Raw genomic sequence first — 13,837 nt, 5'->3', positions numbered from 1 at the left:
GGCTCCCGTGAGGCGGTGGGGGCGCTCGGTGCATGTCGGCTGGCACCGGGCCGGTGCGCACACCCTCGTCCGCCGGGGCCGCGACGTGGAGTTGCTGCACCGGGCCACGGGGTTCGCCACCCTCGCGCTGGTCACCCTGGCCCCGCTGCTCATCGTGGTCGCCGCCGCCGACCCCCTGGGACGGGGCGGATTCGGCCTGTGGCTCGCCGACGGCATGGGGCTGTCCGGGCGGTCCGCGCGGGTGCTCACGGACATCTTCAACCCGCCGCGCAAGGTCATCGGCACCACGAGCGTGCTCGGCGGGGTCGCCCTCGCGGTCTTCGGTGTCGCCTTCGGCGGGAGCGTGCAGAACGCCTACGAACGGATCTGGGGCCTGCCCTCGGGCCCGTGGCACCGCGTCTGGCGGCAGGCGGTGTGGATGATCGCGATGACCGCGTACCTGTACCAGGAGGTGCAGACGCGCAGCATCGTCTCGGGAACGGAGCGGATCGCGCTGAGCTCGGCGTCCGGTGTGCTGTTCTTCTGGTGGGGGCAGCGCTTCCTGCTGGGCGGGCAGGTCCGCTGGACCGATCTGCTCCCCGGGGCGCTGGCCACCATGGCCGGCCTGGTCGGCCTGCGCATGTTCTCCTACTTCGTCTTCACCCCGCTCATCGTCACCAACGCCATCAGCTACGGAGCGATGGGCGTCGTCCTCGTCGTGGAGTCCTGGCTCATCGGCGTGGGATTCGTCGTCTACGGCGGCGCGCTCGTCGGCCGCTGGGTGCTGGAGCACCACGGGCACCGGGACCACGCCGAGTAGACCGGGGCGACCGGGGCCGGGCCGGAGCTTGTGTACGAACGCACATGCCAGCCTCCTGGATCCCTTCCCACGCTCATGCGAATCGACAGGGGGCTTTCCCCTCGCATCTGCGGCATTATCATCGGCGCATGCCCAGCCGAGGGAGTAGATCCGTGACGACCCGTATCGCCCGACGGACCCGCCGCCCGCTCCAGGTGGCCGCGGGAGGAGCCGTGGCGCTGCTGGCCCTGAGCGCCTGCGGGTCCGGCTCGGACTCCTCGGCGCAGCAGGGCTCCTCCGGGCCGGGCGGGCTCTCCGGCGAGGTGACCGTGTTCGCCGCGGCCTCGCTGAAGGAGAGCTTCACGACGCTGGGCGAGCGCTTCGAGAAGGAGCACCCCGGCACGAAGGTCACCTTCAGCTTCGGCGGCAGCGACGCGCTGGCCGCGAGCATCACCGGCGGCGCCCCGGCGGACGTCTTCGCCTCGGCCAGCCCGAAGACGATGAAGATCGTCACGGACGCCGGGGACGCCTCGGGCACCCCCGCCACCTTCGTCCGCAACGAGCTGGAGATCGCCACCCTGCCCGGCGACCCCGGGAAGATCTCCTCCCTTGCGGACCTCACCCGGGCGGGGCGCAAGGTCGTGCTCTGCGACCAGGAGGTGCCGTGCGGCGCCGCCGCGCAGAAGGCCCTGGCCGCGAGCGGACTGAAGCTCACGCCCGTCTCCTACGAACAGGACGTGAAGGCCGCGCTCACCAAGGTCGAGCTGAAGGAGGCCGACGCCGCCGTCGTCTACCGGACCGATGTGCGCGCGGCGGGTGACAAGGTGCGGGGCGTGGAGTTCCCCGAGTCCGCCGACGCCGTCAACGACTACCCGATCGCCCTGCTGAAGGACGCGCCGAACGCCGAGGCCGGCCAGGCGTTCATCGCGCTGGTGCGCTCCGCCGAGGGCCAGAAGGTGCTGAGCGGGGCCGGGTTCCTCAAGCCATGACCCTCCCGACCGCCAAGCCTCCCGCCACCGACGGCACCCTCAGGCGCGGTCCGCGGTCATCGGGCGGTCCGCGGCTCAAGCACCTGCGCACGGGCGTCCCGCTGCCGCTGCTGATCCCCGCGCTGATCGGCCTGGCCTTCCTGATCGTGCCGCTGATCGCGCTGGTCGCGCGGACCCCCTGGCACAGCCTGCCCGCGCAGCTGACCAGCCCGGACGTATGGCAGGCGCTCAGGCTCTCGCTGATCTGCGCGACCCTCGCCACCGGCGTGAGCCTGGTCGTCGGGGTGCCGCTGGCCTGGCTGCTGGCCCGTGTCGACTTCCCCGGCCGCGGTCTCGTGCGCGCCCTGGTCACCCTGCCCCTCGTCCTGCCCCCGGTGGTCGGCGGTGTGGCGCTGCTGATGGCGCTCGGCCGCAACGGCATCGTCGGGCGATGGCTCGACGAGTGGTTCGGGATCACGCTGCCCTTCACCACCGCCGGGGTGGTGCTCGCGGAGGCGTTCGTGGCGATGCCCTTCCTCGTGATCAGCGTCGAGGGCACCCTCAGGGCCGCCGATCCGCGCTACGAGGAGGCGGCCGCCACCCTGGGCGCGTCCCGCTTCACCGCGTTCCGCCGGGTGACGCTGCCGCTGATCGCCCCGGGCATCGCGGCGGGCGCGGTCCTCGCCTGGGCACGGGCGCTCGGCGAGTTCGGCGCGACGATCACCTTCGCCGGCAACTTCCCCGGCCGGACCCAGACCATGCCCCTGGCCGTCTACCTGGCCCTGCAGAGCGACCCGGAGGCCGCGATCGCCCTCAGCCTGGTGCTGCTGGCGGTGTCGATCGCGGTGCTGGCGGGGTTGCGCGACCGATGGATGCGAGCCGGATGACCGACGCCCACACCGCCACCGATCCCTCCGCCGGGGGCCTCGACGCCCGTCTCCTCGTGGAGCGCGGGGCTTTCCGTCTCGACGTGGCGCTGACCGTCGCGCCCGGCGAGGTCGTCGCCCTGCTCGGGCCGAACGGCGCCGGCAAGACGACCGCACTGCGGGCCCTGGCCGGTCTGGCCCCGCTCTCCGGCGGCCATCTGCGGCTGGACGGCGCGGAACTGGAGCGGACGCCGCCGGAGGCCCGTCCGGTCGGTGTGGTCTTCCAGGACTATCTGCTCTTCCCGCACCTCACGGCCCTCGACAACGTCGCCTTCGGCCCCCGCTGCCAGGGCGCGACCAAGGCGGAGGCAAGGGCCCGGGCCGCCCAGTGGCTGGAGCGCCTGGGCCTCGCCGCGCACTCCGGCGCCAAGCCGCGCGGGCTCTCCGGCGGTCAGGCCCAGCGCGTCGCCCTCGCCCGCGCCCTGGCGACCCACCCCCGGCTGCTGCTCCTGGACGAGCCGCTGGCCGCCCTGGACGCCCGTACCCGGCTGGAGGTGCGAGCCCGGCTCCGGCGCCATCTGGCCGACTTCGAGGCGGTCGCCGTGCTCGTCACCCACGATCCGCTCGACGCCATGGTGCTGGCCGACCGGCTGGTGGTCGTGGAGCACGGCCGGGTGGTCCAGGAGGGCACCCCGGCCGACATCGCCCGCCGTCCCCGTACGGACTACATCGCGCGGCTGGTCGGCCTGAACCTCTACCGGGGCGAGTCCGACGGCCACACCGTGCGGCTCGCGGACGGCCCGGACCTGACGACCACGGAGGTGCTGTCCGGCCCGGTGTTCGTGGCGTTCCCGCCGAGCGCGGTCACCCTGCACCAGGAGCGGCCCACCGGCTCCAGCGCCCGCAACCTGTGGCGTTGCGAGGTGGCGGGCCTGGAGACCCACGGCGACCAGATCCGGGCCGACCTCACCGGCGACGTGCCCCTCGCCGCCGACCTCACCACGGTCGCCGCAGCGGAACTCGGGCTCCACCCGGGCGCGGAGGTCTGGGCGACGGTGAAGGCGGCGCAGACCCACGCCTACCCGGTCTGAGACGGCCGGCGTCCCCACGGTTCAGGCCGCCGCCCTGACCGGCACGGCCTCCGGGACGACGGCGCTCTCCCGCACGACGCGGCGGCGGCGCACCGGCAGCAGCGTCGGGTGGGCGACGCCCCAGGCCGCGCCCTTGCAGATGATCTCCTTGTAGAACGCGGCGAGCCGGCCGGTCAAGGCCGCGGACTTCGCGCGGTCGTCGGCGGTGACGTACTGGATCAGGCCGTCCTTGCGGCCCAGCGAGATGCACTGGTTGAAGTAGCGCACCGGCACGGTCGGGATCTTCGTGCCGGTCAGCCGGGCCGCGATGGCGTCGGCGGCCTGCCAGGCGGTGGGCACGCCCGAGGCGCACGACATCCGCAGCGGCTTGTCCCCGGGGCCCATCGCCAGGGCGGCGTCGCCGACGGCGTACACGTCCGGGTGGGAGACCGAGCGCATGGTCCGGTCGACCACGATCTGGCCGGTGCCGGAGACCTCCAGGGTGGTGGCCCGGGCGATCGGGTGGACGGCGAAGCCCGCGGTCCACACGGTGACCGCGGCCGGGATGGTGGCGCCGTCGGCGGTGGTGACGCGGGCGGCCTCGACGGCGGTGACGGCGGTGTGCTCGTGGACGGTGATGCCGAGCCGGTCGACGACCGTGTGCAGATGCCCGGCGCCCTTCTCCGACAGCCAGTCGCCGAGCCCGCCGCGGGCGGCGAGGGCGACGTCGAGGTCCGGGCGGGCCTCGGCGATCTCGGTCGCCGCCTCCACCCCGGTGAGGCCACCGCCGACCACGACCACGGACTCCCCGGCGGCGAGACCGGCCAGGCGCTCGCGCAGCCGGAGCGCCCCGGGGCGGCTCGCGATCTCATGGGCGTACTCGGCGGTGCCGGGCACGCCCTGGTCGTTCCAGCCGCTGCCGAGGGCGTAGACGAGGGTGTCGTACGGGAGTTCCTCGGTGGCCGGCTCCCCCGCCGCGTCGTCGACGAGGGCGGCGACGGTGACCGTCCTGCGGTCCACGTCGACGGCGGTGACCTTCCCCTGCTTGAGTGCGACGCCGGTGCCCTCGAACATCTCGGCGAAGGGCCGGGGCGCGAGGTCCTGGCCGACGGCGAGCTGGTGCATCCGGACGCGCTCGACGAAGTCGGGCTGGGCGTTGACGAGGGTGATGTCGATGTCCTCGCGGTGCAGTCGCTTGGCGATGCGGCCGGCGGCGGTCGCTCCGGTGTAGCCGGCTCCGAGGACGACGATGCGGTGCTGCATGGCGTGGCTCCTGTCATGACGGCTGTCTTCAGCGGGTTACGCCTCTTGAACCGGGCGGCCCGCCGTTTCCTGACAGGAGTGCGATGTGATGCGCGTCACACCACGGTGGGGTGGGTCAGAAGACCGTGAGCAGGGGCTCCCCGTGGTCCTCGGCGGCCCACAGCCGGGTGGCGCGTTCGAGCTTGTCGGGGTTGACCTGGCTGCGGAAGGCCAGGATGCCGTCGTCGGCGATCTCCAGGCACATGACGCCGATGACCCGGTCCTCGACGACCACCACGAGGGCGGGCTCGCCGTTGGCGGTCCAGGCGTAGACCTGCGGCGAGCCGCCGACCAGGGCGCGCTTGGCCGCGCTGGGCTTGAACAGGCCCCGCATGAACGTGGCGACCGCGAGGGCACCCTCGAACGCCTTGGCGCGGGCCGGGACCTTCCCGCCGCCGTCGCCGACCGCGACGGCGTCCCCAGTGAGCAGCTGCACGAGCGGCTCGGTCCGGCCGCTGGAGGCGGCCGCGAGGAACTCGTCGATGATCCGCTGCGCGGCGGCCTCGTCGATCTCGGTGCGGGCGCGGGCCCTGCCGTCGGCGACGCGCTTCTTGGCGCGGTGGAGGATCTGCTGGCTGGAGGCCTCGGTGATGTCGAGGATCTCGGCGATCTCCCGGTGCGGATAGTCGAAGGCCTCCCGCAGGACGTACACCGCCCGCTCGTTCGGGGAGAGCCGCTCCAGCAGGACGAGCACCGCGTACGAGACCGACTCGCGCTGTTCGGCGGTGTCGGCGGGCCCGAGCATCGGGTCCCCGGCGAGCAGCGGCTCGGGCAGCCACTGCCCGACGTAGGTCTCACGGCGGGCGCGGGCGGAGGTGAGCTGGTTGAGGCACAGGTTGGTGAGCACCTTCGTCAGCCAGGCCTCGGGGACCTCGATGCGGTCGGTGTCGGCGCCCTGCCAGCGCAGGAACGTCTCCTGCACGGCGTCCTCGGCCTCGCTCGCCGACCCGAGCATCCGGTAGGCCACGGCCTCCAGGCGCGGTCGGTTGGCTTCGAACCGGTCCACGTCGTCCAGCGTCAGGGGCATGCCACGGATCCTAACGCCCCCGGGCGTCTCCGCCGCCGAGCTCCAGGCGCGGTTTGGGGGCGTCCAGCCTGCCCGTCTGGGGGCGGCGGCTGCCCGCGCGGTACGGGGCCGGCCAGGGCGCGCCCGGGCCCGTGTAGCCCTGCTCGGCCGCCGCGTGCAGGGTCCAGTGGGGGTCGTAGAGGTGGGGGCGGGCCAGGGCGCAGAGGTCGGTGCGGCCCGCGAGGATCAGGGAGTTGACGTCGTCCCAGGAGGAGATCGCGCCGACGGCGATCACCGGGACGCCGGTGGTGTGGCGGATCCGGTCCGCGAACGGCGTCTGGTACGACCGCCCGAACTCCGGCCGCTCGTCGGCCACGACCTGGCCCGTGGAGACGTCGATCGCGTCGGCGCCGTGCGCGGCGAAGGCCCGGGCGATCTCGACGGCGTCCTCGGCGCTGGTGCCGCCCTCGGCCCAGTCGGTGGCGGAGACCCGGACGGTCATCGGCCGCTCCCCCGGCCATACGTTCCGTACGGCGTCGAAGACCTCCAGCGGGAAGCGCAGCCGCTTCTCCAGGGAGCCGCCGTAGGCGTCGGTGCGCCGGTTGGTCAGCGGGGAGAGGAACCCGGAGAGCAGGTAGCCGTGCGCGCAGTGCAGTTCGAGCAGGTCGAAACCGGCCCGGGCGGCGCGCACCGCGGACGCCGCGAACTGCTCCCGGATGTCGGTGAGCTGAGCGCGGGACAGCTCACGCGGCGTCTGGCTGAACTCCTTGTACGGCAGCGCCGAGGGGGCGACCAGCGGCCAGTTGCCCTCCTCCAGCGGCTCGTCCATGCCCTCCCACATCAGTTTCGTGGAACCCTTGCGGCCGCTGTGGCCGAGCTGCACGCCGATGGCGGTGCCGGGGGCCTGAGCATGTACGAAATTGGTGATCCGCTTCCACGCCTCGGCCTGCCGGCCGGTGTAGAGGCCGGCGCAGCCGGGGGTGATCCGGCCCTGCTCGCTGACGCACACCATCTCCGTCATCACCAGCCCGGCCCCGCCCAGCGCCCGTGCGCCCAGGTGGACGAGGTGGAAGTCGCCGGGGACGCCGTCGACGGCCGAGTACATGTCCATGGGCGAGACGACGACGCGGTTGCGCAGGGTCAGGCCGCGCAGCCGGAACGGCGTGAACATGGGGGGTGTGCCGGGCGGGCAGCCGAACTCGCGCTCGACGGTCCGCGTGAAGCGGGCGTCGCGCAGCCGCAGGTTGTCGTGCGTGACGCGGCGGCTGCGGGTGAGCAGGTTGAAGGCGAACTGGCGGGGCGGCTGGTCCAGGTACAGGGCGATGTTCTCGAACCACTCCAGGCTGGCCCGGGCCGCGCGCTGGGTGGAGGCGACGACGGGGCGCCGCTCCTCCTCGTAGGCGCTCAGGGCCTCGGGCAGCGACTCGTACTCCTGAAGGCAGGCGGCGAGGGCCAGCGCGTCCTCGACGGCGAGCTTGGTGCCGGAGCCGATGGAGAAGTGGGCGGTGTGGGCGGCGTCCCCGAGGAGCACGACGTTGCCGTGCGACCAGCGGTCGTTGACGACCGTGCGGAACGTCGTCCAGGTGGAGTTGTTCGACTTCAGGGGGCGGCCGCGCAGGGCCTCCGCGAAGATCTTGCCGCAGCGCTCGATCGACTCCGCCGCACCGAGTTCGTCGAAGCCGGCCGCGTGCCAGACCTCTTCACGCATCTCGATGATCACGGTCGAGGCGTCGGGGGCGTAGGGGTAGCCGTGGAGCTGCATCACGCCGTGCTCGGTCTCGGCGATCTCGAAACGGAAGGAGTCGAAGGGGAAGTCGGCGGCGAGCCAGATGTAGCGGCAGCGGTGGGCCGTCACCCGGGGGCGGAAGACGTCGGCGTGACGCTCGCGGGTGGCGCTGTGGATGCCGTCCGCGGCGATGACCAGGTCGTGGGTGTGCGGGAGGTCGTGCGGGGCCTCGGTGCGAAAGCGCAGGTCGACGCCGAGTTCGCGGCAGCGGGTGTGGAGGATCTCCAGCAGCCGCTTGCGGCCCAGGGCCGCGAATCCGTGTCCGCCGGAGGTGTGGCGGTGGGTGCGGTGGACGATGTCTATGTCGTCCCAGCGGGTGAAGTGCCGCTGGAGGGCCGCGTAGACCTGCGGGTCGGCGTGTTCGATGCCGCCGAGGGTCTCGTCGGAGAGGACCACGCCGAAGCCGAAGGTGTCGTCGGGGGCGTTGCGTTCCCAGACGGTGACCTCGCGGGCGGGGTCGAGGCGTTTGAGGAGGGCGGCGGCGTAGAGGCCGCCGGGGCCGCCGCCGATGATCGCGACGCGTAGGGGGCTGCCCGGCCCGGAGGGGATCGCGGTCACCGTCCGCTCCATTTGGGAGGGCGCTTCTCCGTGAAGGCGGCGTGGAACTCGGCGTAGTCCTCGCCGTTCATCAGCAGCGCCTGGGTCGAGGCGTCGAGTTCCACCGAGGCCGCCAGGGGCATGTCCAGTTCGGAGGTGAGCAGGGCCTTGGTCTGGGCGTAGGCCAGGGCCGGGCCCTCGGCCAGGCGCCGGGCCAGCTGGTGTGCGGCCTCGTCGGCGGCGCCCTCCTCCGTCAGTTCGCTGATCAGGCCGATGCGCTCCGCCTCGATGGCCCGGACCGGGTCGCCCAGCATCAGCAGGCGGGTCGCGTGGCCCAGGCCGACGACCCGGGGCAGCAGATAGGCCGCGCCCATGTCGCCGCCGGAGAGGCCGACGCGGGTGAAGAGGAAGGCGAACCGGGCGGTGGGGTCGGCGACACGGAAGTCCGCCGCCAGGGCGAGGACGGCCCCGGCGCCCGCGGCCACTCCGTGCAGCGCTGCGATCACGGGGAACGGGCACTCGCGGATCGCGCGGACCACCTGGCCGGTCATCCGGTTGAAGTCCAGGAGCTGGGCGGTGTCCATGGCGAGGGTGGCGCCGATGATCTCGTCGACGTCGCCGCCGGAGCAGAAGCCGCGGCCTTCCCCGGCCAGCACCATGGCCCGTACCGACCGCTCCCGGGACAGCTCCGCGAGCAGGTCGCGCAGGTCGGCGTAGGCGCCGAAGGTGAGCGCGTTGAGCTTCTCGGGGCGGGCCAGGGTGACGGTGGCGACGCCGTCGGCGATGTCGACGCGCAGATGCTCCCAGCCTGGGGTGCGGGCGGCGGAGCCGGTGAAGGGACTCATGACGTGCGGCCTCCTCGGGCGGGCACTGCCTCACAGAGCTCTACCCCTCGAAGCTATCACTCATCCGTGACTGTCGTCATGAGTGCGCGATAGGCCGTCCGGGTAGGACTCGGATATGGGCCCGGCTCGACCCGGGCCGGTCACATCCGTCACAGATCGTCCACACCGGCGTAACGGCGGGAGCAGTTGTGCGCGGCGGCGCGTTCACCTGGGTAAGCCGTCCGGCAAGGGGGCAAGGGCGCCTCCGACGGTGCCCCTCGGACGCCTCGGAAGAGCGGCGCCGTACCATTCATCTGGTTGAAAGCAGGATGTCCTGCTCCATGAACGGACCCGCCGTGTACGAACTCTCCTCAGCTCCCGCCTCCTGGCGCATCGCGCTGCCGCACACCGCTGCGGCGGTCCCCGTGGCCCGCGCCCTGGTCCGTACGGCGCTGGCCGAGCTGGCGCACGGGGCGGACTGCGACACCGCCGAGCTGCTGACGGCGGAGCTGGTGGCGAACGCCGTGGAGCACACCACGGGCGAGACGCCGATAGAGCTGGTCGTGGAGCTGATGCCGTCGGGATGTCAGGTGGAGGTGCACGACGCCGACCCGTCCCCGCCCGGCGACCTCACCCGCCCGTCCGGCGGGCCGCCCGACCCCTGGCAGGAGCACGGGCGCGGGCTGCTGCTGATCCGCGCCCTGAGCTCCTCCTGCGGGCACCGCCCGACCGAGTCCGGCAAGGCGGTCTGGTTCAGACTGCCTGTGGTTCCCGCTCAGCGTCGTTCGACGGCGTGAGCGCGGCGAGCCGGGAGTTGCGGCGTCCGTAGAGCAGGTACAGGGCGATCCCGGCCAGCAGGAACACCGCGAACTGGAGCCAGGTCGTCACGCCCGTCTCGTACATCAGGTAGAGGCAGAAGCCGACGCCGAGCAGCGGGGTGACGGGGTAGAGCGGCACCCGGAAGGTGCGGGCGAGGTCCGGCTCGCGGCGGCGCAGGGCGATGACCGCGATGTTGACGACGGCCATGGTGGCGAGCGTGCCGATGGTGCACAGGTTGACCACGGCGTCCAGCGGGGCGAAGGCCGCGGGGAGCGCGAAGACGCCCGCCACGATCAGCGTGCCGGTGACCGGCGTGGAGGTCTTCGGCGACACCTTCTCGAAGACGCGCGGGATCAGCCCGTCCCGGGACATCGACATCAGGATCCGCGTCTGGCCGTACATCACGGCGAGCACGACCGAGGCGATGGCGACGACCGCGCCGAAGGCGATCACACCGCCGCCGACGGTGGAGCCGGTGACCTGGTTGACCACGTAGGACAGGGCCGCCGGGCGGCCGCCGACCGCGTCGCCGCCGATGGCGCCGATCGCGGCGAGCGCGACCGCGCAGTAGAGCAGCGTGACCAGGCCGATGCAGACGAGGATCGCCACGGGGATGTCCCGGCGCGGGTTCTTGGCCTCCTCACCGGCGGTGGTGATCGCGTCGAAGCCGATGTAGGAGAAGAAGGCGGCGGTGGTGCCCGCGCCGATGCCGGCGAGGCCCGTCGGGGAGAACGGGGTGAGGTTGCCGTCCTCGAAGGCGGTGAAGCCGATCGTGACGAAGGCCACCAGGACGGCGAGCTTCAGCACGGCCATCGCGGCCGTGGCCCGGGCGCTCTCGCGCACGCCGCGCACCAGCAGGACGGCGGCCATGGCGATGACGATCACCGCGGGGAGGTTGACGACCCCGCCGTCGCCGGGCCCGGCCGACAGGGCGGTGGGCAGGTGCAGTCCGACGACGCTGTCGAGGAGCTCGTTGACGTACTGGCTCCAGCCGACCGCCACCGCGGACACCGACACGCCGTACTCCAGCAGCAGGCACCAGCCGACGACGAAGGCCGTGCCCTCGCCGAGGCCGGCGTAGGCGAAGGAGTACGAGGAGCCGGAGACCGGGATCGCGCCGCCCAGCTCCGCGAAGGCGAACGCGGTGAAGACGCAGGTGATCGCGGCGAGGAGGAAGGAGACGACGACTCCGGGGCCGGCCTGGGCGACCGAGTCGGACAGTCCGACGAAGATGCCGGTGCCGACGATCGCGCCGACGCCGAAGCAGACCAGCTGGAAGAGACCCATCGTGCGCTTGAGGCCGTGGCCCTCACGGTCGGCGCCCGACTCCGCCACGAGAAGGGCGGGGGGCTTGCTACGGGGAGCGGGCATGCGGGTGGTGCTCGTTTCTGGTGGTGCGGGAGTGCGACGGGTTCGTCGCGCGGCGGCCGCGGAGGAGGGTGGTTCCGGGCCACCGGACAGCATAAGGCCTGATCAGGCGACGGATGGGCCAGGCTGGTTCAGGCGAGGGTGGCCACCATGACCGCCTTGATGGTGTGCATCCGGTTCTCCGCCTCGTCGAAGACCACCGAGTGCTCCGACTCGAAGACCTCGTCGGAGACCTCCAGGTAGTCCAGGCCGTAGGCCGCGTGGATCTCCTGGCCGACCTTGGTGCCGAGGTCGTGGAAGGCGGGCAGGCAGTGCAGGAACTTCACGTCCGGGTTGCCCGTGGCGCGCAGGACGTCCATGGTCACCGCGTAGGGGGCGAGGGCGGTGATGCGCTCGGCCCAGACCTCCTTGGGCTCGCCCATCGAGACCCAGACGTCGGTGGCGACGAAGTCGGCGCCGCGCACGCCCTCGTCCACGGTCTCGGTGAGCGTGATGCGGGCGCCGCTGGCCGCGGCGAGCGCGCGGGCCCGGTCGACGATCTCCTCGGCGGGCCAGTACGCCTTCGGCGCGACGATCCGTACGTCCATGCCGAGCAGGGCCCCGGTGACCAGGTAGGAGTTGCCCATGTTGAAGCGGGCGTCGCCGAGGTAGGCGAAGGCGACCTCGGTCAGCGGCTTGGCGCAGTGCTCGGTCATGGTCAGCACGTCGGCGAGCATCTGGGTGGGGTGCCACTCGTCGGTGAGCCCGTTGTAGACCGGCACCCCGGCGTGCGCCGCCAGCTCCTCCACCTTCTGCTGGCTGTCGCCCCGGTACTCGATCGCGTCGTACATCCGGCCCAGCACCCGCGCGGTGTCCTTGACCGACTCCTTGTGCCCTATCTGGGAGCCGGAGGGGTCGAGGTACGTGGTCGAGGCGCCCTGGTTGACGGCCGCGACCTCGAACGCGCAGCGGGTGCGGGTGGAGGTCTTCTCGAAGATCAGCGCGATGTTCCGGCCCTGGAGGTACCGGGGCTCGATCCCGCCCTGCTTGGCGGCCTTCAGATCGGCGGCCAGCTCGACCAGACCGAGGAACTCCTCCGCGGTGAAGTCCAGCTCCTTGAGCAGATGGCGGCCGGCGAGGGCGGTCGGGACAGTCGCCATGAGGGCACTCCAGGGATACGGGGACGGGAACGCTGGAATACTATACGAGCTTCAGCATGCCTATACGGGGTCGCGTTCGACGGGGCAGCTCATGCACCGCGGGCCGCCCCTTCCGCGGCCCAGTTCGCTGCCCGGGATCTCTATCACCTCGATGCCTTGTTTGCGCAGGTGGGTGTTGGTGGTGGCGTTCCGTTCGTAGGCGACCACGACGCCGGGTTCGACGGCCAGGACGTTGCAGCCGTCGTCCCACTGCTCGCGTTCGGCGGCGTGCACGTCCTGGGTTGCGGTCAGGACGCGGATCTCGTTCAGGCCGAGGGCGGCGGCGATCGCGCGGTGCATGTGCTCCGGCGGATGATCGGTGACCTTCAGCTCCTTCTCGCCGACGCCGGGCTCGATGGTGTACGAGCGGAGCATGCCCAGGCCCGCGTACTGGGTGAAGGTGTCGCCGTCGACCATCGTCATCACGGTGTCGAGGTGCATGAAGGCACGCCGCTTGGGCATGTCCAGGGCCACGATCGTCTCGGCGGACCCGGCGGCGAACAGCTTGTGCGCGAGCATCTCCACGGCCTGCGGGGTGGTGCGCTCGCTCATGCCGATGAGCACCGCCCCGTTCCCGATGACCAGCACGTCCCCGCCCTCGATGGTGGACGGGTAGTCTCTCTGCCCCTTCGACCACTCGTGGAAGGTCTCGTCGCGGAACAGCGGATGGTGCCGGTAGATCGCCTCGAAGTGCACGGTCTCGCGCTGCCGGGCGGGCCAGCGCATCGCGTTGATGGAGACGCCGTCGTAGATCCAGGCGGAGGTGTCGCGGGTGAAGAGGTGGTTGGGCAGCGGGCCCAGCAGGAAGTCGTCCAGCTCCATGACGTGGAAGCGCACGGAGGTCGGCTCCGGGTGCACGTCGAGGAACTCGCGTTTGGTCATGCCGCCGATCAGGACCTCGGCCAGCTCCGGAGCGGGCATGTTCTCGAAGGCCGCTCTGAGCGGGTCGGTGGCCAGCGGGCCGTACTCCTTCTCGTCGAAGACCCGCTCCAGGACGAGCGATCTGGCCTCCGGGACCTCCAGCGTCTCGGCCAGCAGATCACCGAAGAGGTGGACGTCGACACCGCGGTCGCGCAGTACGTCGGCGAATCCGTCGTGCTCGGCGCGGGCCCTGCGCACCCACAGCACGTCGTCGAAGAGCAGCGAGGTCTTGTTGCTGGGGGTGAGCCTTTTGAGCTCGAGATCGGGCCGGTGCAGGATGACGCGGCGCAGCCGCCCGGCCTCGGAGTGGACGTGGTATGCCATGCCTCCATCCTGACCACCGGAGGGCGTATTGACGCGCTCCTCGGCCGTTTCCATGGCGGCCAGTTCTCGTCGCGCCGACGACAAGCGGGG

General features: G+C 72.2%; 12 protein-coding genes. 5 read left to right on the top strand and 7 right to left on the bottom strand.

What is annotated here, in order from left to right; translation table 11 throughout:
- Window positions 1–7 precede the first annotated feature (7 nt).
- The 4 genes from ACFZDE_RS24105 to ACFZDE_RS24090 all read left to right on the top strand — a co-directional run bounded on the left by ACFZDE_RS24105 (window position 8) and on the right by ACFZDE_RS24090 (window position 3,703).
- A complete protein-coding gene (locus ACFZDE_RS24105; RefSeq protein WP_391202845.1) occupies window positions 8–799 on the top strand; it encodes a ribonuclease BN in 792 nt (263 codons plus the stop codon).
- A 152-nt stretch (window positions 800–951) separates the two neighbouring features.
- On the top strand, window positions 952–1,767 hold the full coding sequence (modA, locus tag ACFZDE_RS24100) for a molybdate ABC transporter substrate-binding protein (RefSeq protein WP_391202842.1): 816 nt from the start codon (window positions 952–954) through the stop codon (window positions 1,765–1,767).
- The gene (modB, locus tag ACFZDE_RS24095; protein ID WP_391202839.1) at window positions 1,764–2,633 is read left to right on the top strand and encodes a molybdate ABC transporter permease subunit; all 870 of its coding nucleotides are present in this window, start codon (window positions 1,764–1,766) and stop codon (window positions 2,631–2,633) included. The genes modA and modB overlap by 4 nt, the downstream gene beginning before the upstream one ends.
- The gene (locus tag ACFZDE_RS24090; protein WP_391202835.1) at window positions 2,630–3,703 is read left to right on the top strand and encodes an ATP-binding cassette domain-containing protein; all 1,074 of its coding nucleotides are present in this window, start codon (window positions 2,630–2,632) and stop codon (window positions 3,701–3,703) included. Before modB ends, ACFZDE_RS24090 begins: the two co-directional genes overlap by 4 nt.
- Window positions 3,704–3,724: 21 nt before the next feature.
- Here ACFZDE_RS24090 and ACFZDE_RS24085 read toward each other — a convergent pair whose 3' ends face one another.
- The 4 genes from ACFZDE_RS24085 to ACFZDE_RS24070 all read right to left on the bottom strand — a co-directional run bounded on the left by ACFZDE_RS24085 (window position 3,725) and on the right by ACFZDE_RS24070 (window position 9,158).
- Window positions 3,725–4,945 (bottom strand): FAD-dependent oxidoreductase, encoded by a 1,221-nt coding sequence (locus ACFZDE_RS24085; RefSeq protein ID WP_391202832.1) that lies wholly within the window; start codon window positions 4,943–4,945, stop codon window positions 3,725–3,727.
- Window positions 4,946–5,060: 115 nt separating this feature from the next.
- The gene (gene sigJ / locus ACFZDE_RS24080) at window positions 5,061–6,011 is read right to left on the bottom strand and encodes an RNA polymerase sigma factor SigJ (protein WP_391202829.1); all 951 of its coding nucleotides are present in this window, start codon (window positions 6,009–6,011) and stop codon (window positions 5,061–5,063) included.
- A gap of 10 nt (window positions 6,012–6,021) precedes the next feature.
- A complete protein-coding gene (locus ACFZDE_RS24075; protein WP_391202826.1) occupies window positions 6,022–8,346 on the bottom strand; it encodes a bifunctional salicylyl-CoA 5-hydroxylase/oxidoreductase in 2,325 nt (774 codons plus the stop codon).
- Window positions 8,331–9,158: an enoyl-CoA hydratase family protein gene (locus tag ACFZDE_RS24070; protein WP_391202823.1), complete on the bottom strand. Its 828-nt coding sequence runs from the start codon at window positions 9,156–9,158 to the stop codon at window positions 8,331–8,333. The genes ACFZDE_RS24075 and ACFZDE_RS24070 overlap by 16 nt, the downstream gene beginning before the upstream one ends.
- A 308-nt stretch (window positions 9,159–9,466) precedes the next feature.
- On the opposite strand from ACFZDE_RS24070, the gene ACFZDE_RS24065 reads away from it, so the two are divergent.
- Window positions 9,467–9,934 (top strand): ATP-binding protein, encoded by a 468-nt coding sequence (locus ACFZDE_RS24065; RefSeq protein WP_390994335.1) that lies wholly within the window; start codon window positions 9,467–9,469, stop codon window positions 9,932–9,934.
- On the opposite strand, the gene ACFZDE_RS24060 is transcribed toward ACFZDE_RS24065, so the two are convergent.
- From ACFZDE_RS24060 to ACFZDE_RS24050, 3 genes are all read right to left on the bottom strand, one after another.
- Window positions 9,891–11,327 carry an amino acid permease gene (locus ACFZDE_RS24060; RefSeq protein ID WP_391202820.1) on the bottom strand — a complete coding sequence of 479 codons (1,437 nt, stop codon included), beginning with the start codon at window positions 11,325–11,327 and terminating at the stop codon, window positions 9,891–9,893. The two genes, ACFZDE_RS24065 and ACFZDE_RS24060, sit on opposite strands and share 44 nt — an antisense overlap.
- 128 nt (window positions 11,328–11,455) lie before the next feature.
- A complete protein-coding gene (argF, locus tag ACFZDE_RS24055; RefSeq protein WP_391202817.1) occupies window positions 11,456–12,463 on the bottom strand; it encodes an ornithine carbamoyltransferase in 1,008 nt (335 codons plus the stop codon).
- 60 nt (window positions 12,464–12,523) lie between these two features.
- Window positions 12,524–13,747 (bottom strand): arginine deiminase, encoded by a 1,224-nt coding sequence (locus ACFZDE_RS24050; protein WP_391202814.1) that lies wholly within the window; start codon window positions 13,745–13,747, stop codon window positions 12,524–12,526.
- Window positions 13,748–13,837: the final 90 nt, after the last annotated feature.

Origin of the sequence: Streptomyces sp. NPDC007929 (assembly GCF_042959065.1) — a bacterium.
Taxonomy (GTDB): domain Bacteria; phylum Actinomycetota; class Actinomycetes; order Streptomycetales; family Streptomycetaceae; genus Streptomyces.
This window is presented reverse-complemented; position numbering and strand designations above follow the sequence as displayed.